17 protein-coding genes are annotated in these 19,021 nt (G+C 71.8%); 4 read left to right on the top strand and 13 right to left on the bottom strand.

Annotated features, from left to right (window positions below; translation table 11 throughout):
* Nucleotides 1-5 precede the first annotated feature (5 nt).
* The 7 genes from ACLQ2T_RS00595 to ACLQ2T_RS00565 form a co-directional block, all read right to left on the bottom strand.
* Entirely contained in the window at nucleotides 6-830 is an 825-nt protein-coding gene (locus tag ACLQ2T_RS00595; protein WP_425764009.1) for an SDR family NAD(P)-dependent oxidoreductase, read from the bottom strand.
* An 8-nt stretch (nucleotides 831-838) separates the two neighbouring features.
* Entirely contained in the window at nucleotides 839-1,486 is a 648-nt protein-coding gene (locus tag ACLQ2T_RS00590) for a hypothetical protein (RefSeq protein WP_425764008.1), read from the bottom strand.
* Nucleotides 1,487-1,603: 117 nt separating this feature from the next.
* Nucleotides 1,604-2,473 carry a hypothetical protein gene (locus ACLQ2T_RS00585; RefSeq protein ID WP_425764007.1) on the bottom strand — a complete coding sequence of 290 codons (870 nt, stop codon included), beginning with the start codon at nucleotides 2,471-2,473 and terminating at the stop codon, nucleotides 1,604-1,606.
* A 144-nt stretch (nucleotides 2,474-2,617) separates the two neighbouring features.
* Nucleotides 2,618-3,187, bottom strand: a complete 570-nt coding sequence (locus ACLQ2T_RS00580; RefSeq protein ID WP_425764401.1) for a DUF4178 domain-containing protein — start codon at nucleotides 3,185-3,187, stop codon at nucleotides 2,618-2,620.
* A 61-nt stretch (nucleotides 3,188-3,248) separates the two neighbouring features.
* A complete protein-coding gene (locus ACLQ2T_RS00575) occupies nucleotides 3,249-3,626 on the bottom strand; it encodes a hypothetical protein (RefSeq protein WP_425764006.1) in 378 nt (125 codons plus the stop codon).
* A gap of 159 nt (nucleotides 3,627-3,785) precedes the next feature.
* Nucleotides 3,786-6,377 (bottom strand): ATP-dependent chaperone ClpB, encoded by a 2,592-nt coding sequence (clpB, locus tag ACLQ2T_RS00570; protein WP_425764005.1) that lies wholly within the window; start codon nucleotides 6,375-6,377, stop codon nucleotides 3,786-3,788.
* Nucleotides 6,378-6,475: 98 nt separating this feature from the next.
* Nucleotides 6,476-7,594 (bottom strand): hypothetical protein, encoded by a 1,119-nt coding sequence (locus ACLQ2T_RS00565; protein ID WP_425764004.1) that lies wholly within the window; start codon nucleotides 7,592-7,594, stop codon nucleotides 6,476-6,478.
* A 264-nt stretch (nucleotides 7,595-7,858) separates the two neighbouring features.
* Here ACLQ2T_RS00565 and ACLQ2T_RS00560 point away from each other — a divergent pair, with 264 nt between their 5' ends.
* The gene (locus ACLQ2T_RS00560; protein ID WP_425764003.1) at nucleotides 7,859-8,287 is read left to right on the top strand and encodes a hypothetical protein; all 429 of its coding nucleotides are present in this window, start codon (nucleotides 7,859-7,861) and stop codon (nucleotides 8,285-8,287) included.
* Between the two features lie 114 nt (nucleotides 8,288-8,401).
* Here ACLQ2T_RS00560 and ACLQ2T_RS00555 read toward each other — a convergent pair whose 3' ends face one another.
* The 5 genes from ACLQ2T_RS00555 to dnaK form a co-directional block, all read right to left on the bottom strand.
* Nucleotides 8,402-8,671, bottom strand: a complete 270-nt coding sequence (locus ACLQ2T_RS00555) for a hypothetical protein (RefSeq protein WP_425764002.1) — start codon at nucleotides 8,669-8,671, stop codon at nucleotides 8,402-8,404.
* Nucleotides 8,672-8,840: 169 nt separating this feature from the next.
* Nucleotides 8,841-9,278, bottom strand: a complete 438-nt coding sequence (locus ACLQ2T_RS00550) for a heat shock protein transcriptional repressor HspR (RefSeq protein WP_425764001.1) — start codon at nucleotides 9,276-9,278, stop codon at nucleotides 8,841-8,843.
* Nucleotides 9,279-9,307: 29 nt separating this feature from the next.
* The gene (dnaJ, locus tag ACLQ2T_RS00545; protein ID WP_425764000.1) at nucleotides 9,308-10,489 is read right to left on the bottom strand and encodes a molecular chaperone DnaJ; all 1,182 of its coding nucleotides are present in this window, start codon (nucleotides 10,487-10,489) and stop codon (nucleotides 9,308-9,310) included.
* 79 nt (nucleotides 10,490-10,568) lie between these two features.
* Nucleotides 10,569-11,333, bottom strand: coding sequence for a nucleotide exchange factor GrpE (gene grpE, locus ACLQ2T_RS00540; RefSeq protein WP_425763999.1), 765 nt, complete (start codon nucleotides 11,331-11,333; stop codon nucleotides 10,569-10,571).
* A gap of 46 nt (nucleotides 11,334-11,379) precedes the next feature.
* Complete coding sequence (gene dnaK, locus ACLQ2T_RS00535) at nucleotides 11,380-13,275, bottom strand: molecular chaperone DnaK (protein WP_425763998.1); 1,896 nt, start codon at nucleotides 13,273-13,275, stop codon at nucleotides 11,380-11,382.
* A 218-nt stretch (nucleotides 13,276-13,493) separates the two neighbouring features.
* On the opposite strand from dnaK, the gene ACLQ2T_RS00530 reads away from it, so the two are divergent.
* Genes ACLQ2T_RS00530 through ACLQ2T_RS00520 form a run of 3 tightly spaced genes read left to right on the top strand, consistent with a single transcriptional unit; the run spans nucleotide 13,494 to nucleotide 18,308 of the window.
* Complete coding sequence (locus tag ACLQ2T_RS00530; protein WP_425763997.1) at nucleotides 13,494-15,320, top strand: ABC transporter; 1,827 nt, start codon at nucleotides 13,494-13,496, stop codon at nucleotides 15,318-15,320.
* Nucleotides 15,321-15,324: 4 nt separating this feature from the next.
* Complete coding sequence (locus ACLQ2T_RS00525) at nucleotides 15,325-17,028, top strand: GTPase (protein WP_425763996.1); 1,704 nt, start codon at nucleotides 15,325-15,327, stop codon at nucleotides 17,026-17,028.
* A gap of 59 nt (nucleotides 17,029-17,087) precedes the next feature.
* Nucleotides 17,088-18,308, top strand: coding sequence for a hypothetical protein (locus tag ACLQ2T_RS00520; protein WP_425763995.1), 1,221 nt, complete (start codon nucleotides 17,088-17,090; stop codon nucleotides 18,306-18,308).
* Between the two features lie 11 nt (nucleotides 18,309-18,319).
* Here the strand turns inward: ACLQ2T_RS00520 and ACLQ2T_RS00515 are convergent, their stop codons facing one another.
* Nucleotides 18,320-18,949: a phosphatase PAP2 family protein gene (locus ACLQ2T_RS00515; protein WP_425763994.1), complete on the bottom strand. Its 630-nt coding sequence runs from the start codon at nucleotides 18,947-18,949 to the stop codon at nucleotides 18,320-18,322.
* Nucleotides 18,950-19,021 lie beyond the last annotated feature (72 nt).

Here is a 19,021-nt window from a genome sequence, read left to right as displayed (position 1 = left end):
GCCGGTCAGCCTCGATCCCGACCGATGCGGCCCCGGGTGTCCCGGGCCACCAGTTCGAGCAGTCGACGGGGTGCGTGTCGCAAGCCGACCACCGCCAGCTTGTACTTCCACGACGGGACACTGATGAACTTGCCTTTTCCCAGGTCACGCAAGGCATCGTCGACCACGGCCGGGGCGCTGAGCCACATCCATTCCGGGGTTTTCGACATGTCGATGCCGGCCCGTTGGTGAAACTCCGTGCGCGTGTAGCCGGGGCAGAGGGCCATCACCCGTACCCCGAAGGGACGCGCGGCCTGGCCCACCGACTCGCTGAAATTGATGACCCAGGCCTTGCTGGCCGAGTACGTCGATCCGGGCATGAGGGCGCCGAATCCGGCCACGGAGGAGACATTAATCACTGCCCCACTGCGCCGCTCGGTCATCATCTTCAGCGCGGCCAGGGTCAGTCGCATGACCGCGTGCACGTTGAGCTGGAGCAAACGGGTCTCGTCCGCCACGGAGGACCGCAGGAAGGAAGTGTTCAGGCTGATTCCGGCATTGTTGACCAGCAACTCGACCGACGGGTCGGCGGCCAGTCGTTCCTCCACCAGCTCGCAGCCGTCGTCCGTGGACAGATCGGCGGTCAGGACCTCGGTCTGCACGCCGTACCGACCGGTCAACTCGGCGGCCTGAGCCGCCAGCCGGGTGCGGTCACGGGCGACCAGCACCAGGTGCCACCCGTCGGTGGCCAGTCGCTGCGCGAAGGCCGCTCCGATGCCTGCGGTCGCCCCGGTGATCAGTGCCCAGCGCCCGACGTCCGAAGGATCGGAGGGGACTGGCTCGGGCGTCACGGAACTGCTCACCTCGGCGGATCGGGATACGGCGGATAGTGGTGCGGGGCGGATGGTCCCGTCGGGGGTGGAGCAGGCGTCCGCACCGGCGGGACGGGACGACGGAACGAGGCACCGACCGAGGGCAACGCCAGCAGTATGGCTACCACAAGGTAACCGAGCACCTGGCCGACCGAAAGGGTCACGGTGAGCGGAATCCACCAGGAGGGGTAGGCGTCCCCGGTCAGTCCGAAGAGTTCGGCGGTGGCCTGGTCGTTGCCGAGATCTATCGGGGTGACCCGCTGGAGGAGTTGCACCACGAGGCCGCAGCAACCGAACAGCATCCCGAACCCGGCCACCACCCAGGTGCCCACCCGGGCGCCCTGCCGACCTGCCGCCACGCCGAGGGCCAGACCGGCGAGGAGGAGCCCGGCCAGCCCACTGACCATCACCGACACCAGGATCGAGGTCCGCACCAGGGTGGCCATCATGTCCACCTCGCTGGCGCTCACCTGGGCACCGACGGCCGCCTCCCGCAGCCGATCTCCGACCCCACCGAAGATGAGCAGGCCGGCCAGGGCGTACCCGAGGGCCCCGATCGCCATCACCGCCAGCAGTGCCACGGCCAGCCAGAGCACCCTGGGCCGACGAACCGGCGCCTGTGCGGGGTACGACACGACGAGTCCCTCCGGTAGGCGTTCGGGAAGCAACCTACTCGGAGGGACTGTCACCGTCGTGACCTTCGGGCGTGTCGAGGCTCCGGAAGCGGGCCGGACCGTGCCGTCAGCCCTCGATCAGCTGGGGTTGCCGCCGGGCGGCTGAGAACCCGGTTGTCCCGGCGGATTCGGTCCACCCTGGTCGCCGGGCTGACCGGAGGAGGGCTGGCCGGGAATCGGCGGGTAACCGGGCTCGCCGGACTGCTGCCCAGGCTGACCGGGCGGGGGCGGGTAGCCGGGTTCACCCGACTGGCCGGGGTAGCCGCCCGGCTGGCCGGGGTGAGCGCCCGGCTGACCGGGGTAACCACCTGGCTGGCCGGGGTGCGCGCCCGGCTGACCGGGGTAGCCGCCCGGAGCCGGGGGGTAGCCCGGGTACCCCGGCGCGCCGGGGTAGGTGGCGCCGGGAGTCGGTGGCTCCCACTGGGGGGTCGGCTTGCGGAAGAACTCGTTGGCCTTCGGTAGGGCCAGCAGGATCAGCGCCGCCAGCAGCGAGATCAGGCTGATCACCCCGAGCAGCACGGTGACCGGGGTGACCCAGGAGGGCAGGGCCTCCTCGACCCGACGCTGGAGTTCCTCAGGGCTCGGCATGTCTCCGCTGGTGTCGGCCGGAGTGGTGAGGCCCCCGCCCAGGCCGCTGAGGAGGCTGAACCCGTTGCAGCAGAACAGGATGCCGCCCACGATCCAGGTGGCGATGCGCGAGCCGTTCTTACCTCGCAGGTTCACCAGGCCCAGACCGGCCACGGCCAGCGCCAACGCCAAGGTGAGCAGGGCGCTGCCGACACCGACGGCGACCGTCAGGTCCGCGATCCCCTCCAGCCCTTCGCTCCCGCTGTCCCGTAGCGCGTCCTCCATCGCGTCGCGTACGTCGCCGATGGTGGCCAAGGTGATGATTGCGCTGATCAGCTGGCAAACTGCGAACAGCAACAGCAAATACGTGGAAATGCTCACCACACCCGGACGTGACCGGGTTGGGGTGCTCTGAGGATCGGCCATCTCTCTCCTTCCTTGCAACGCGCATCACCGTATCGGCACCCGACCAGTTCGGCACGGCACAGGTGACGTGCCGTACCGCGCGTCACCTGTGGTGACGCATCATCGGCTCTGGGGATGGACGATCACCTCCGCGCGATCCAACCGCTCGCCCCGGGCCACCTGCCAACCGGATTCGCCGTACGCCTCGAAGGTGAGCCGGGCGCCGCCGGGCGCGCGGTAGTCGTGGTAGCGCATGATCCCGCTGGGGGCCAGCCCGGTGCCGCCGGTGGCGGTGTAGCGGGCCTCGCCGGACTCGCGCCAGCTGAACCGTCGGCCGGCGAACTCGATCACAGGGGCCCCGGCCGTGCCGGCGTCCCCGGATTCGGACCACCAGAGCACCAGTTCGAACTCGGGGCTCTCCGCCACGGACAGTCGGCGGCGGCCGTCGGGATCGTCGAGCAGATGCTCGGCCCAGGTCCACTCGCCCTCGACCAGGCGGATCGAGCCGCGTACCGGATAGGTCAGGTCGCCGATCTCGACGATGTCCCCGACCTCGATCCGGCGAGGATCGACCCGCGGGCCGGGCGACCGCCCGATGGTGGGTCCCCGCCGACCGAGCAGCATGGCCACCAGGGTCAACCCGAGCAGGCATCCCAGCGCCGTCAACAGGTACAGCATCGGCTTTTCCAGCTGGTCACCTCCGAGATCGGTCCAGGCGGGCCCGAGGTGCGCGGTGCGGGCCGGACAGGGTTCAGGATTCGGCGAGTCGGTTCGCGGCGTACGCCCCGACCGTGGTGGTGTCCAGGACGCAGCCGGTGGCGGTCTGCAGCGGCGCCGGGTCGGCGCGCAGGCGCTCCCAGGCCACCTGCCCGGCCTGCGGGTCGAGCCGTTCCAGGAGGGTGGCCGCGTACACCCGGGCGGCCGGTGAACCCGCCGACAGCAGCCGTTCGAGCTGTCCGCGTACCTCCTCGGGGCGGTCGGCCGCCGCCTGCTCGATGTGCTGGTACGCCTCGGTCTCCGGCAACATCGTCCCGGCCAGTCCCACCCCGCCGAAGGTGAGGGTCTCGGCCTCGGCCAGGGCCGCCATCGCCGCCGCCAACTCGTCGTGCTGTCGTCCCATCCCGAACATGTCTCCATCCTGACCCGACCTGGCGGGCGGCGCACCCCGTCCGACGCCGCCCGGCCCGCAACGACCCGGGGGGCCCGTAGCGACTCCGGGCCCCCGTAACCACTCGGGGCCCGCAGCGCGACTGGACGCGATGCGGGCCCCGCTGGGTGGATGCGACCGTCAGGCGGCCGTCACCGAGAGACCGTCCTTGCTGTCGGCCAGGTCGACCCGCACCGGGTCACCGTCGCGGATCGTGCCGGCGAGCAGGGCCTTGGCGAGCTGGTCACCGATCGCGGACTGGACCAGCCGACGCAGCGGCCGGGCGCCGTAGATCGGGTCGTACCCGTGCTCGGCCAGCCAGGTGCGCGCGGCGTCGGTGACCTCGAGGGTCAACCTACGGTCGGCGAGCCGACGCCGCAGCCGGGAGATCTGGATGTCCACGATGGCCCGCAGGTCCTCGCCCTGGAGTGCGGCGAAGACCACGATGTCGTCCAGCCGGTTGAGGAACTCCGGCTTGAAGTGCGACCGGACCACCGCCAGCACCCCTTCGCGGCGCTGCTCCTCAGGCAGGGTCAGGTCACTGATCACCGCCGATCCCAGGTTGGAGGTGAGGATCAGGATCGCGTTGCGGAAGTCGACCGTACGGCCCTGGCCGTCGGTGAGCCGACCGTCGTCGAGCACCTGGAGCAGGATGTCGAAGACGTCCGGGTGGGCCTTCTCCACCTCGTCCAGCAGGATCACCGAGTAGGGCCGGCGACGTACCGCCTCGGTGAGCTGGCCGCCCTCCTCGTACCCGACGTACCCGGGTGGGGCACCGACCAGCCGGGCCACGGAGTGCTTCTCGCCGTACTCGCTCATGTCGATGCGGACCATGGCCCGCTCGTCGTCGAAGAGGAACTCGGCGAGCGCCTTGGCAAGCTCGGTCTTGCCGACGCCGGTGGGACCGAGGAACAGGAAGCTGCCGGTCGGGCGGTCCGGGTCGGCGACCCCCGCCCGAGCCCGGCGCACCGCGTCGGAGACCGCGCCGACCGCCTCGGCCTGGCCGACCACCCGCTCCCGCAGGGATTCCTCCATCCGCAGCAGCTTGGCGGTCTCGCCCTCCAGCAGCCGACCGGCGGGAATGCCGGTCCAGGAGGCGACCACGGCGGCGATGTCGTCGGCGCCGACCTCCTCCTTGAGCATCGCGCCGTCGGCCTGGAGCCGGGCCAGTTCCTCCGCCGCCTGCTTCAGCTCGTTGTTCAGCGCCGGGATGCGGCCGTACCGCAGCTCGGCGGCGCGTTCCAACTCCCCGTCCCGCTCGGCCCGCTCGGCCTCACCGCCCAGGCGTTCCAACTCCTCCTTGGCGGTGGAGAGCTTGGTGATGTGGGCCTTCTCCAGCTTCCACCGCTCGGACAGGGCGGTGAGCTGTTCGCGCTTGTCGGCCAACTCCTTGCGCAACCGGTCCAGGCGCTCGGCGGAGGCCGGGTCCGACTCCTTGGCCAGAGCCATCTCCTCGATTTCGAGCCGGCGAACCGCCCGCTCGATCTCGTCCACCTCTACCGGCCGGGAGTCGATCTCCATCCGGAGTCGGGAGGCCGACTCGTCCACCAGGTCGATCGCCTTGTCCGGCAGGAACCGGTCGGTGATGTACCGGTCGGACAGCGCGGCGGCGGCGACCAGGGCAGCGTCGGTGATGCGTACGCCGTGGTGCACCTCGTAGCGCTCCTTGAGCCCGCGCAGGATGCCGATGGTGTCCTCGACGGTGGGCTCCCCGACCAGCACCGGCTGGAAGCGGCGTTCCAGGGCCGGGTCCTTCTCGATGTGCTCGCGGTACTCGTCCAGGGTGGTCGCACCGACCATGCGCAGCTCACCACGGGCCAGCATCGGCTTGAGCATGTTGCCGGCGTCCATCGAGCCCTCGCCCTTGCCGGCGCCGACGACGGTGTGCAGCTCGTCGAGGAAGGTGATGACCTGCCCGTCGGAGTTCTTGATCTCCTCCAGGACGGACTTGAGCCGCTCCTCGAACTGCCCCCGGTAGGAGGCGCCGGCGACCATCGCCCCCAGGTCGAGCGAGACCAGCTTCTTGTCGCGCAGCGACTCCGGCACGTCACCGGCGACGATGCGCTGGGCCAGGCCCTCCACGATGGCGGTCTTGCCCACGCCGGGCTCGCCGATCAGCACCGGGTTGTTCTTGGTACGCCGGGACAGCACCTGGATCACCCGACGGATCTCGGAGTCCCGGCCGATCACCGGGTCGATCTTGCCGTCCCGAGCACTCGCGGTCAGGTCCACCCCGTACTTGGCCAGGGCCTGGTAGGTCTGCTCCGGGTCGGCGCTGGTTACCCGGCGGTCCCCGCCCCGTACGGTCGGGAAGGCGGCCACCAGGGTCTCCTCGGTGGCCCCGGCGGCCTTCAGCGCCCCGGAGACCGCGCCACCCACCCGGGCCAGCCCGGCCAGCAGGTGTTCGGTGGAGGTGTACTCGTCGCCCAGCGGGCGGGCGATCTGCTCGGCCGCACCGATGGCGTTGACGAACTCCCGGGCCAGGGTCGGCTCGGCGATGCTGGAACCCCGGGCGGCGGGCAACGCGTCGAGGGCCCGCTGGGCGGCGCGGCGCAGCTCGGCGGGGTCGGCCCCGACAGCGCGCAGCAGGCCGGCAGCGGTCGAGCCCTCGGTGTCCAGCAGCGAGAGCAGCAGGTGCCACGGTTCCACGGTGGCGTGCCCGCGCTGGTTGGCCAGGGTGACGGCACCGGTGATGGTTTCGCGGCTGCGGGTGGTGAGGCGTTCGGTGTTCATGGGCTCCCCTGGTTCGGCGTGTCCACTGGTACCGACAGAACCAGAGTTGAGTCTATTCCGCTCAACCCTAGGGGTGTGAGCTACCCCACAGCGACACCTCAGCCCCGCTCCAGCACCACCTGCACCCAGGTGCGGTCGCCGAGCTGACCCAGGCCTAGCAGGATGCTGTCCGAGGTGCCGGCGAAGAGGGTGTCGTCGGGCAGTCGCCGCAGGTGATGCCGGTCGGTCACCGGCCAGGACAGGTCGAGGTACCGGCCGCCGAGCAGGGCCCCCGCACCGCGCGAGCTGACCACCGCCACGATTCCGGAGCCCAACGGAACGACCCGTCCGGCGCCCGGCTGCCCCTCGGCGCGCACCCCTCGCCAGGTGTCGCCCTCCAGGTGCCACAGCGCCGGGAAGTCGACCCGGTTCTCCGCCTCCCCGACCAGCCAGAGTTCCCCGGCCACCGCCTCTGCCCGGACCATCCACACCGCGCCGTCGTGGGCGGGCAGCGAGGTCGACTGCCAGCGCCGCCCCTCGTCCCAGGAGATCGCGGCGTACGGCCTACCGTCCTCGCCCGCCCCGGCCGCCACCAGCGGCCCACGGTACTCCTTACCGTCGCGGACCATCCACCCCTCGCCCAGCGCCACCGAGTCCAGCCTGGGCAGCGGCGGCTGGGTGGCCAGGGGACGCAACCTCTTGCCGGTCCACCGGCCGACCTTGCCGGTCTCCTCGATGATCTGGAACCTGCCCTGGCTGGCCTGCCACTGCTGCGGCGCGGCCTCACCCGGGCTGTGCTGGAAGGTCCGACCCTCGTCGGTGGAGGTCCACCAGCCGTGCGGTTCGGCCCACAGGGCCAACATCCCCGGCACGGCGTACAACTGCTGGTTGTCGGCGACCGGCTTGGGATGCCGGAGGCCCTGCCAGGACCGGCCGCCGTCCCCGGTGGTGAAGATCAGGGCGGGGCAGTCCGGTCCGGGGGGCCGGCCCTCGCAGGAGCCGAACAGGGCGTAGCCCCGCGCGGCGTCGACGAACTCGACATGCGGCTCGTCGTAGCGCTGCGGTACGGCGAGTCGGCTGGCCCGGATCTCCGCGATCCGGGTCGGGGCCGGACTCGACGGCGTCGATGTCGAGGGCACCGGGGTGGGCGGGGGCCGACGGATGTCCCCGATCGAGCAACCCGCCAGCACCGGCACCACGGCCAGCAGCGCCATCCCACGTCTTGATCGGGTGATCATCCAGTCTCCGTCACCTGAGCTGGTCTTCGTGCCGGTCAGGCTAGCGTCACCAGCCTGAGAGGTTCACCACGACCTGATGACGGAACTGCGGCCCCGCCCCGCGTGAGATCGGTCGTACGGAGGATCCGACCCGTCCAACGGACGGTGAAGATGCTTCGGGCAGGGGCTACCCGTACCCGTCGGTACCGCGTTACCGTGTCGCCCCAGCAGCCAGGGTTCGCGGCAGGCGGACGACGCCCCGCGGGTAGAGCGGAAGGTTGGCCGGTGAGCGTGCAGGAGTCAACGTTCCGCGGCTTCGCCAACCCCGTGGACCCCAGCCCGACGGAACTGCGGACCTGGGCGTACAACCCCGACTCGGTGCCGTTGACCTCCATGCCCCCGGACTGGGATCTGCTGGTCTCCGGTGACCGGCTGGTGATGACCCTGTTCGAGCTGGCCATGGATCCGGGCTGTCCGGCCCGCCGGTTCGCCCTGCACTGCCTCTACATCTACGCGGCCGACGGCATCCGGACGAACTTCCGGGCACATCCTCGGCGACGCTTCCGCAAGCTGGTGGACCAGGCCGAGCGCAACGGCGACGAACTGATGCGTACCTGGGCACACAACAGCCGGGTACTGCTGGCCCGTCCGGAGTTGTTCGTCTACCGGGAATGGTGTGAGGGCGGGCTGGTCCGGGAGGACCGCCGGCTGTAGCTCCGCCGGCTGTAGCTCCGCCTGCTGCGGGTCCGTCCCCCGTGCTCAGGTGACCGGCTGGCCGCAGTCACCGCGCGAACGGGCCGGGACCCCCCGTGGCTCCCGGCCCGCACGTCAACGCGATCCGCCCCCGGCGCGGCGGTGCTGGTCGGTGCGTACCTGACCGGCGCCGTGTCCGCCCCGGCCACCTGGCACCGGCCGTACCCGGCGGTCGCCACCGTCGCCGCGGTTGGCGGGCCGGGCAGGGCCACCGAAGCGGCCGGAGGTGACCTGATCGGAGAAGCGCCCCTTGAGGATCCGGTCGAATCGCTCCCGGACCCGCTCGGTCAGATCGTCGAACCGGTGCTCCGCCTCTTCGGCCACCTTTCTCGCCGCTTCCGTCATGGCTCCTCCCGCCAGCCAGGAGACCGGATCGAAATGGTCAGGCCCCTTGTCGTGGAGGCTAACGAAGGCAGCCCGTCCCCCGCTCGGATTCGGGGAAACGGGCTTCGCCTTCCGGCCATCGATCCGGTGTCCGCTGCGGCGGAGCTGAGCAGCCGCGCAGACCGCCTGGTCAGCGGTCGGGGCTGCGGCGCGGGCGCCAGACCACCAGGGCGGTGGAGGTCCGGTTGGTCGGCACCAGGTCACGGCCGGGGAAGCGGGCCAACGACTCCAGTTCGGCCATCCGCCGGTACACCGCCTCCAGCTCCGCCTCCAACTGGGCCACCCGCTGCTGGGCCTGCTCCAACAGCTGTTCCAGGCCGATGATCCGCTTGATCCCGGCCAGGTTGACCCCGTCGTCCTGACTGAGCCGCTGCACCTCGCGCAACAGCACCACGTCCCGGACGCTGTACCGGCGCCCGCCACCGGCCGCCCGGCCGGCCTGCACCAGGCCCAGCCGGTCGTACTGACGCAGGGTCTGGGGATGCATCCCCGCCATCCGCGCCGCAGCCGAGATCATCAGCACCTTGGCCTCGTAGGCGGGGTCATCCGAACCGCCGAACCCGTCCATCCCGCTCACCTCCGCACCGCTTCACCGAGTCAACTGAACCGACGCACCCGTGCGTCGAGATGTTCCCTGGCCGCCGGCGGGGTCTGCGCGGCGAAGGCCTCCAGGGCCGCCCGCGCCTCGTCGGACACCCGGGCCGGCACCACCACCTCCAGGGTGACGAGCAAGTCCCCGGCCTGCCCGTCGCGGCGAGTCACCCCCTTGCCCCGAGCCCGCAGGACCCGCCCGCTGGGGGTGCCCGGCGGCACCCGCAGGGTCACCGCACCGTCGAGGGTCGGCACCCGCAGATCAGTGCCGAGCACCGCCTCGGTGAAGGTGATCGGCACGGTCAGGGTGAGGTCGTCGCCGGTGCGCCCGAACAGATCGTCGGGCCGTACCTTGACCTGCACGAACAGGTCGCCTGCCGGGCCGCCACGGGCACCCGGTTCACCCCGGCCGGCCAGCCGGATCCGCTGGCCGTCGGCCACCCCCGCCGGGAAGCGGACGTTGAGGGTACGGGTCTTGGTCACCCCACCGGTGCCCTGGCACTCCGGGCACTTCTCGTCGACGACCGTGCCGACCCCCTGGCAGTTGCGGCAGGGCTCGGAGAAGCTGAAGGCGCCCTGGTTGCGGGTGGTCACCCCGGCCCCGTGACAGACCGGACAGGCCCGCGGCTGGGTGCCCGGCTTGGCACCGTTGCCGTGGCAGGTGTCGCAGACCCCGGGGGCCCGCAGGGTCAAGGGCAGGGTCACTCCCCGGACGGCGTCATTGAAGTCGAGGGCCACCTCGGTCTCGACGTCCCGTCCTCGTGCCGGACCGGGCGCACCGCCCCCGGCGCCACCCTGGCCGCCCGAGAAGATCGAACTGAACAGGTCGGAGATGTTGCCCCCGGCGAACCGACCGCCGCCGGGAGAGGCCCCGCCGAACAGGTCGGAGACGTCGAAGGGCGTCCCACCGGGCTGACCGCCCTGGCGGGCGCCCCGACGGAACGCACCCGACCCGAACAGCGAACGCATCTCGTCGTACTCGCGGCGCTTGGTGTCCTCGCCCAGCACGGCGTACGCCTCGGAGACCGCCTTGAAGCGTTCCTCGGCCTTGGGGTCGCCGGGGTTGTGATCCGGATGGGACTCACGGGCCAGCTTCCGGTACGCCTTCTTGATCTCGTCAGCGGAGGCGGTCTTCGCCACGCCCAGGACCGCGTAGTAGTCCTTCTCGATCCAGTCCTTGGAACTCAACGTCCACCTCCTCCCCACTGCCGGGCCGTCCCGCCCGCCCTGACTCGGCGGACGGGACGGCCCGATGCACCGTCGCGCACTATTCCGGATCGGCCACCGCGACCATCGCCGGCCGCAGCAGTCGTTCGCCCATCTGGTAGCCCCGCCGCATCACCTGCACGCAGGTCGGTTCGGTGACCTCGGGCGAGGTCTGGTGGGCCACCGCCTCGTGCCGGGTCGGGTCGAACGGATCGCCCTGCTCCCCGAAGGGGGTCAGACCGAACTTGCCCAACGCGGTGATCAGTTGCTCGGCCACCGACCCGAACGGGCCGACCAGGTCGCCATGCTCCCGGGCCCGGTCCAGGTCGTCCAGGATCGGCAGCAGGGCGGCGAGCACGGAGCCGGTCGCCTGCTCGGTGACCAGCCCACGGTCCCGTTCCACCCGCTTGCGGTAGTTGGCGTACTCGGCGGTGACCCGCTGAAGGTCCCGGGTGCGCTCCTCGAGGTCGGAGCGGAGCGCCGCAAGGTCACCGGCCGCCCCCTCCGCTGCCTCCTCGGCCGTGGGCTCCCCGACCGGACTGGCCGGGGAGTCCACCACCGGCGGGCCCTCGGTGGCGGGCTCGCTCAACGCGGAGGCCTCGACCTTCATGGTGTCGACCACCACCTCGGCGTCCTCGACCAGACCTTCCGCCGAGACGTCCGATTCGGCGTCGGCAGCCGCACCGGCCGCCTCGGCGGACTTGTTGATCTTGCGGTTGTTGCGGATGACGACCCGCGGCGCGTCACCGGTGGCCGGCTCCGACGCCGAGCCACCCGGCGCCGACCCGGTGTCACCCGGGTCAGCGGCTCGTGGCTTCTCCGTCATACGACTACCTCATCCCTCTGCCCGTGAGTCTGCGCAGTCCGGACCCTCACTTCTTGTCCTCGTCGACGATCTCCGCGTCGACCACGTCGTCCGCACCGGGCCGGGCACCGGCCTGGGCTCCACCGGTCGCACCGGCACCGGTCGCACCGGCACCGGCCGCACCGGCGGCACCAGCGGCACCGGGGTCACCCGGCTGGGCCTGCTCGCCCTGCTGGGCGTAGAGCAGCGAGCCCGCCTCCTGCGAGACCTGCGCCAGCCGCTCGTGGGCCGACTTGATCTTCTCGATGTCGCTGCCACCCAGGGCACCACGCAGCTCACCGAGGGCCTCGTTGAGCTTCTCGCGGTTCTCGGCGGGGAGCTTGTCGCCGTTCTCGGCGAGGAACTTCTCGGTCTGCCACTGGAGGGCCTCGGCCACGTTGCGGGCCTCCGCCTCGTCGCGGCGGCGCTTGTCCTCCTCGGCGTGCTCCTCGGCGTCCCGGCGCATCCGCTCGATGTCATCCTTCGGCAGCGAGGAGCCGCCGGTGATGGTCATCTTCTGCTCCTTGCCGGTGCCCAGGTCCTTCGCGTGGACGTTGACGATGCCGTTGGCGTCGATGTCGAAGGTGACCTCGATCTGCGGCACCCCACGCGGGGCCGGCGGAAGACCGGTCAGCTCGAAGGTGCCGAGCTTCTTGTTGTACGCCGCGATGTCGCGCTCACCCTGGAAGACCTGGATCAGCACGGAGGGCTGGTTGTCGTCGGCGGTGGTGAACACCTCGGACCGCTTGGTCGGGATGGTGGTGTTGCGCTCGATCAGCTTGGTGAAGATGCCGCCCTTGGTCTCGATGCCCAGGCTCAGCGGGGTCACGTCGAGCAGCAGGACGTCCTTGACCTCACCCTTGAGCACACCGGCCTGGAGGGCGGCGCCGACGGCGACGACCTCGTCCGGGTTGACGCCCTTGTTGGGGTCCCGACCGGTCATCTGCTTGACCAGGTCGGTCACGGCCGGCATCCGGGTCGAGCCGCCGACCAGGATCACGTGGTCGACGTCGGAGACCTTGATCCCGGCGTCCTTGACGGCCTGCTCGAACGGGCCCTTGCAGCGGTCCAGCAGGTCCTGCGTCATGCGCTGGAACTCGGCCCGGCTGAGGGTCACGTCCAGGTGCAGCGGGCCGGCCGCACCGGCGGTGATGTACGGCAGGTTGATGTTGGTGGTGGTGGCGGCGGACAGCTCGATCTTGGCCTTCTCGGCCGCCTCCTTGAGCCGCTGCATCGCCATCTTGTCCTGCGACAGGTCGATGCCGTGCTCACCACGGAAGGTCTTGACCAGGTGATCCATGATCCGCTGGTCCCAGTCGTCACCGCCGAGCAGGTTGTCACCGCTTGTCGACTTGACCTCGATGACCCCCTCGGCCAGCTCCAGCAGGGACACGTCGAAGGTGCCACCACCGAGGTCGAAGACCAGGACGGTCTGCTCCTTGGAGCCCTTGTCCAGCCCGTACGCCAGGGCCGCCGCGGTCGGCTCGTTGACGATCCGCAGCACGTTGAAGCCGGCGATCTCACCGGCCTCCTTGGTGGCCTGACGCTGGCCGTCGTTGAAGTACGCCGGGACGGTGATCACCGCGTCGGTGATCTGCTCGCCCAGGTAGGCCTCGGCGTCCCGCTTGAGCTTCATCAGGGTGCGGGCCGAGATCTCCTGCGGGGTGTACTTCTTGCCGTCGATGTCGACGGACCAGTTGGTGCCGATCTCCCGCTTGACCGAACGGAGGGTCCGGTCCGGGTTCGTCACCGCCTGACGCTTGGCTACCTCGCCGACGAGCACCTCGCCGTTGCGGGCGAACGCGACGATCGACGGGGTCGTCCGCGAGCCCTCAGCGTTGGCGATGACGGTGGGCTCACCGCCCTCCAGAACGCTGACGCAGGAGTTCGTCGTGCCGAGGTCGATACCGACCGCACGTGCCATCTTCGCTTCCTCGCTTCGTAACGTTGAGCAGGTGACGGGGTTCCCGTCACCCCGCCCGGCAGGCGCCGCCCGCTGCGACCCCACCTCAAGTTGAGTGAACTTGACTCAATAGTGCCACGCCCACTGTAATCGTCAAGTCAGGGTTGAGCCCACCAGGCGCAACCCGCCTGGTGGGCGATCGGTTGTCTTACCTTGTGTCGGTCGGGCACGCTTTAGCGGTGACGACGAACGGCGATCCCGGCTCACCTCCCGGCGCGCCCGCCGTCGCAGCCCGCACCGGCCCGACCGACGCCGGGGAGGACCGGCCCGCCGGGGACGACCGCCTGCCCGACGCCCTGTCCGGCCTGCGCGCCGCGATCGGGGCCGCCCGTTTTCCCCTGGTCCTGCCCTCGGCCGAGCCCGCCGAGCGGACCGGGGCCGCGCTGGCCGCCCAACTGGACGACTATCTGCTGCCCCGGCTGGCCCGCCTGGACGCGCCGCTGCTCGTGGTGGTCGGTGGATCCACCGGTGCCGGCAAGTCGACACTGGTCAACAGCCTGGTGCAGGCCCGGGTCAGCGCCGCCGGGGTGTTGCGTCCCACCACCCGCTCACCCGTGCTGGTCTGCAATCCGGCCGACTCGCCCTGGTTCCGCCGGGGGGAACTGCTGCCCGGGCTGACCCGTACCAACCAGCCCAGTGACGACCCGGGCACCCTGCACCTGGTCACCGCCCCGGCGCTCGCTCCCGGGCTGGCCTTCCTGGACGCCCCCGACATCGACTCCGTGGTCGACGCCAACCGGGCCCTGGCCGGTCAACTGCTGGCCGCCGCCGACCTCTGGCTCTTCGTGACCACGGCCGCCCGGTACGCCGACGCCGTGCCCTGGGAACTGCTGCGCGGCGCCCGGGCCCGGGGCGCGGTGATCGCCATGGTGCTCGACCGGGTACCGGCCGAGGCCACCGAGGAGGTGGCCGCCCACCTGGCCGAGATGCTCGCCGAACAGGGTCTGGGCTCGGCCCCGCTGTTCGTGCTGCCGGAGACCTGGGTCGACGGGCAGGGTCTGCTGCCCGCCCGGGCCACCGCACCCCTGTCCGACTGGTTCGCCCGGCTGGCCGCCGACGCCGACGCCCGTTCGGCGGTGATCCGGCAGACCCTGGGCGGCGCCCTGGCCGCCCTGCAACCGGCCGTGGAGGGCCTGGCGGTCGCCGCGGACGAGCAGGTGGCCGCCGCGGAGGCCCTGGATGATCGGGTACGCGCCGCGTACCGGGCCGCGAACCGGACGGTCGAGCAGGGGTTGCGCGACGGCCGACTGCTGCGCGGCGAGGTGCTGGCCCGCTGGCAGGAGTTCGTCGGCACCGGTGACTTCTTCCGCACCCTGGAGGCGCGCATCGGCCGGCTGCGGGACCGGCTGGTAGCCGCCTTCAGCCGACGTCCGGCCCCCGCCACCGAGTTGCGCGAGGCGATCGAGTCCCAACTGGTCACCCTGCTGCGGGCGGTGGCCGCCGAGGCGGCCGAGCAGGCGTACACCGGCTGGCGGGCCCATCCGGCCGGGGCCGCGCTGCTCACCCCGGACCTCGCCCACCCCGGCGCCGACCTGCCCGAACGCGCCGAGCGACTGGTCCGGGACTGGCAGCGGGGGGTGCTGGAGCTGGTCCGCGACGAGGGTGGTGACCGGCGGTTCGTGGCTCGTACGGCGGCCTACGCGGTGAACGCCACCGGGCTGGTTGTCATGATCGCCGTCTTCGCCTCGACCGCCTTCATCCCTACCGGGCTGGAGATCGCCACCGGAGCGGGTACCACGGTCGCCGGGCAGGCCGTACTACAAGCGATCTTCGGCGACCAGGCGGTGCGCACCCTGGCCGACAAGGCCCGGGAGGACCTGCTGAATCGGGTGCGGATCCTGCTGGAGGCGGAGGCCGCCCGCTACCTGACCCGGACCGAGCAGGTCCGGCCGCTGGCGCAGACCGCGACGGCGTTGCGCCAGGCCGCCGAGCAGGTGGAGGCGGCCCGGGTGAGCAGCGGATTCGCCGCCCGGAGTGAGCCGGCCGACCGGGGACGGTCGGCGTGAGGGCATGGACCAGCCGGGAGCGGCCGTGATGGGAATGGGCGGACGCCTGCGTGAGGCGTTGCGGGCGGACGGCCGGGTGGACGCCGACCAGTTGGTCGCCCGGCTGGAGGCGATCCGCCGGTTCCTCGGCATCGTCGACGGCCAACTGCCGGACACTCCGCTGGTGCCGGCACGCACCCTCGTCGAGCGGGCCGGTACCCGACTGTCCCTCTCCCGCGACCACACCGTCGTGGCCCTCGCCGGGGCGACCGGCAGCGGCAAGTCCAGCCTGTTCAACGCGATGGCCGGGATGGATCTCTCTACTGTCGGGGTGCGCCGACCGACCACCGGGGTGGCCCACGCCTGCGTGTGGGGTCCCCTGGACGGCGGCACCCGACTGCTGGACTGGCTCGGCGTACTGCCCCGGCACCGGTTCGTCCGGGAGAGCGCGCTGGACGGCGACGACGAGTCCACCCTGCACGGGCTGATCCTGCTCGACCTGCCGGACTTCGACTCCGTGCAGCACTCCCACCGGTTGGAGGTGGACCGGCTGCTCGGCCTGGTGGACCTGGTGGTCTGGGTGGTCGATCCGCAGAAGTACGCCGACCGGGTGGTGCACGACAGCTACCTGCGCGAGTTCCGCCGGCACCGCGAGGTGACCGTGGTCGTGCTCAACCAGGTCGACCGACTCCCCCCGGCCGAGGTACCCCGGGTGCTGGCCGACCTGCGCCGACTGCTCGACGCCGACGGGCTCGACGGGGTGCCGCTGCTGCCCACCACCATCACCGACCCGGCCGGGATCCAGGGGCTGCGCGAGGCGTTGGAACGCAGTGTCGCCCAGCGGCAGGCCGCCCTGCGCCGGCTCTCCGGTGACCTGGACGCCGTGGTCGCCGCCCTGGACGAGATGGTCGGTGCCCCGCAGACGGCGCTGAGCACGAACGATCCCTCGGTGGCCGCACTGGACCGGGCCCTGGTCGCCGCCGCGGGGGTACCGACCGTCGTGGCGGCGGTCGAGCAGGCGTACCGGCATCGGGCCGCCTCGACCACCGGCTGGCCGCTGGTACGGGCCTGGCGGCGGCTGCGCCCCGATCCGCTGCGTCGGCTGCACCTTCCCGACAGATCCGATTCGGCGCCCGAGGCGGCGAGTCTGGTAGCCGCGACCTCGGTGCCGGAGCCCAGCACCGCTGACCGGTCCGCGTTGGGGCTGGCGGTCCGCACGGTGGCCGAGCGGGCCGGTGCCGGCCTACCCAGTGGCTGGCCGAACGCGGTCACCGCGGCGGCCCGGTCCCGATTGGGCGACCTGCCGGACGCCCTGGACCGCGCGATCTCCGGCACCGACCTGGGGATGGACCGTCCCCGGCTCTGGTGGCGACTGGTCGGCGCGGTGCAGTGGCTGGTGACCCTGGCCGCCGTGGCCGGGCTCGGCTGGCTGGCCCTCGGCTACGCGCTGCGGGCCCTGGGGTTGCCGGAACTGCGTCATCCGATGGTCGGTGAGGTGCCCGTGCCGACCCTGCTGCTGCTCGGCGGGTTGCTGGCCGGGTTGCTGGTGGCGGCCCTGACCCGCCCGGTGACCCGGTGGGCCGCCGGACGGGCCCGTCGACGCGCCGAGGCCCGGTTGACCAGCGCGGTGGCCGAGGTGGGCGAGGAGTACGTGCTGGCACCGGTCCGGGAGGTGATCGCCGCGCACGCCGACGCCCGGACCGTCCTGGAGGTGGCCCGACACCGGTGACCGCTCCGAGAGGGTTGCGCTGACCCCTGGTCGGGCGCTCGGCGGCGTAGTGTCGGGACATGGCCACGCCACAGACCCCGTACGAAGCCGTGCTGCACGCCGCCCGCGACGTGACCAAGCTCGACACCGCCCTCGACGCGGAGATGCTCGGTGCGGCGCTGCTGGGCAGCGTGTACGAGGTCGCGGAGACCGACCGGGAGACGGCCGTACGCGAGTTCGTGGCCGGCTTCCTGGCGGCGACCTCCCGACGGCGGGCCCTGGCCGCGACGACCGTACGCGCGGTGTTCGCCGCCCTGGTGCCGGACGCCAGGGGCGCGGACCGGGTTCGCCCCGGTGCCGCCGCCCCAGCCTGGTCGGGGCACCTCGGTCGGGTGCACCTAACCGGCACCTGGGCGTATGGCGACGTCTACGGCGACCAGACCTCCTATCTGGCCACCTTCGCCTACGACGACACCCTGGGCGGGCCGGAGCACGCGCTGATCGCGCTGGTGGACCACAACATCGGCATCGCCAAGGACGTCTTCATCGGCGGGCCCGCGAGCCGGATCCTGGCTCAGGTGCGGCAGTTGTGTGCCGAGGACGAACTGACCTGGTTCCGGGATGAGGACCCGAGCCGGATGCGCGACGAGGTGACCCGGCATCTGGCCGTCACCGACCAACTGGGGCAGTTGCCCGGGACCAGTTCCCTGGCCACCGATCGCGCCCTGGTCGGGGCCCGGCTGGCCATCCTCCCGGCCGGGCAGGGCGCTGCGCCGGTGCCCTCCGCCGATCCACTGCCGGCCGCCGTACGCACCGATGAGATCCGGCGGTTCCTGGCCTCCCCGGAGGCCGTCCGGGCGGGGTTCGACGACCTGGACGGCGCCGAGTTGGCCTCCCTGCACTTCTGCCTGGGCCTGCTGCTGGACCATGCGGCCACCTTCGCCGACGCCGACCCCCTGCGCTGGAGCCCGACCGTGGCCGGGTTCTTCCTGCTCGACTGGGTACACCGCCGGGCGGTACTGGACATGGACGACGCCGCGATGCTGCCCCGGGTGCTGCGGGCCTGGGCCGGGTACGCGGCCCGCAAGCGTGGCCTGCCGGAGACGGCCGCCGTCGGTACGGACACCGCCATCGCGGAGATGGTGCCGGAGTTCGTCCGGCTCTACGCCACCGGTGAGCGGCGCAGCCCGGCGACCGCCGCGGTGGCGCAGTTGATGGCCGACGGGGTGGACCCGGACGACCCGGCGGCCCTGGACGCCTGGATCGACGCCAACCGGCACCGCCTGGCCGACGACGGCTGATCCGCCTCGGGTCAGCGCAGCAGGGCGTAGACCACCGCCGCTACCAGGGCACCGAGCAGGCCACCGGTGAGCACCTGGGCAGGGGTGTGGTCGCCCAACCGGACCCGGGACCAGCCGACCAGTCCGAGCAGCGGGGTGGCGAGCAGTAGCCAGGTACCGAAGGTGACCACCAGCACCACGAGGGTGCCGGCCGCCACCGCCGAGTGGATCGACATCTTCCACCAGTGGCTTACCGTCACCGCCACCAGCAGGCCCACCAGTCCGGCGGCGACCAGTGCCAGTACGGGTCTCGGTGCGCCGAGCACGGCTAGCAGGGCCAGCCCGGCGGCGACCGAACCGAGCCCGAACAGCAGCGGCACCCGCCGTTGTTCGCGTACCCGGATGTGATGATCGGTGAGCCGGCCCCGGCGCACCCCGCCCAGGATGTACGCCATCGGGATCAGGCTGACGAAGACCACGGCTACCAGGCCCCAGCCCAGACCGCGCGCCGTGCCCTGGGCGCTGTGCCAGCCGATCACCACGGTCAGCAGCGACACCAGGACGGCGGGCGCGGTCAACTCGGTGACGATCCGGGCCAGTCGCAGCCCTGGGCCGGGCCGGACCGCAGCGACCTCGTCGGTGGCCAGGTCACGGTCGACCAAGATCCGATCCCCCGCTTCGCTCCGGTCCGTCGAGGGCGATGTGCCGCCGTGCTCACCGTACCGTCGGCGAAG

The organism is Micromonospora sp. DT229, assembly GCF_049844505.1.
Classification (GTDB): Bacteria; Actinomycetota; Actinomycetes; order Mycobacteriales; family Micromonosporaceae; genus Micromonospora.
Note: the sequence above shows the minus strand (reverse complement) of the source record. Positions and strands in the feature narration are given on the sequence as shown.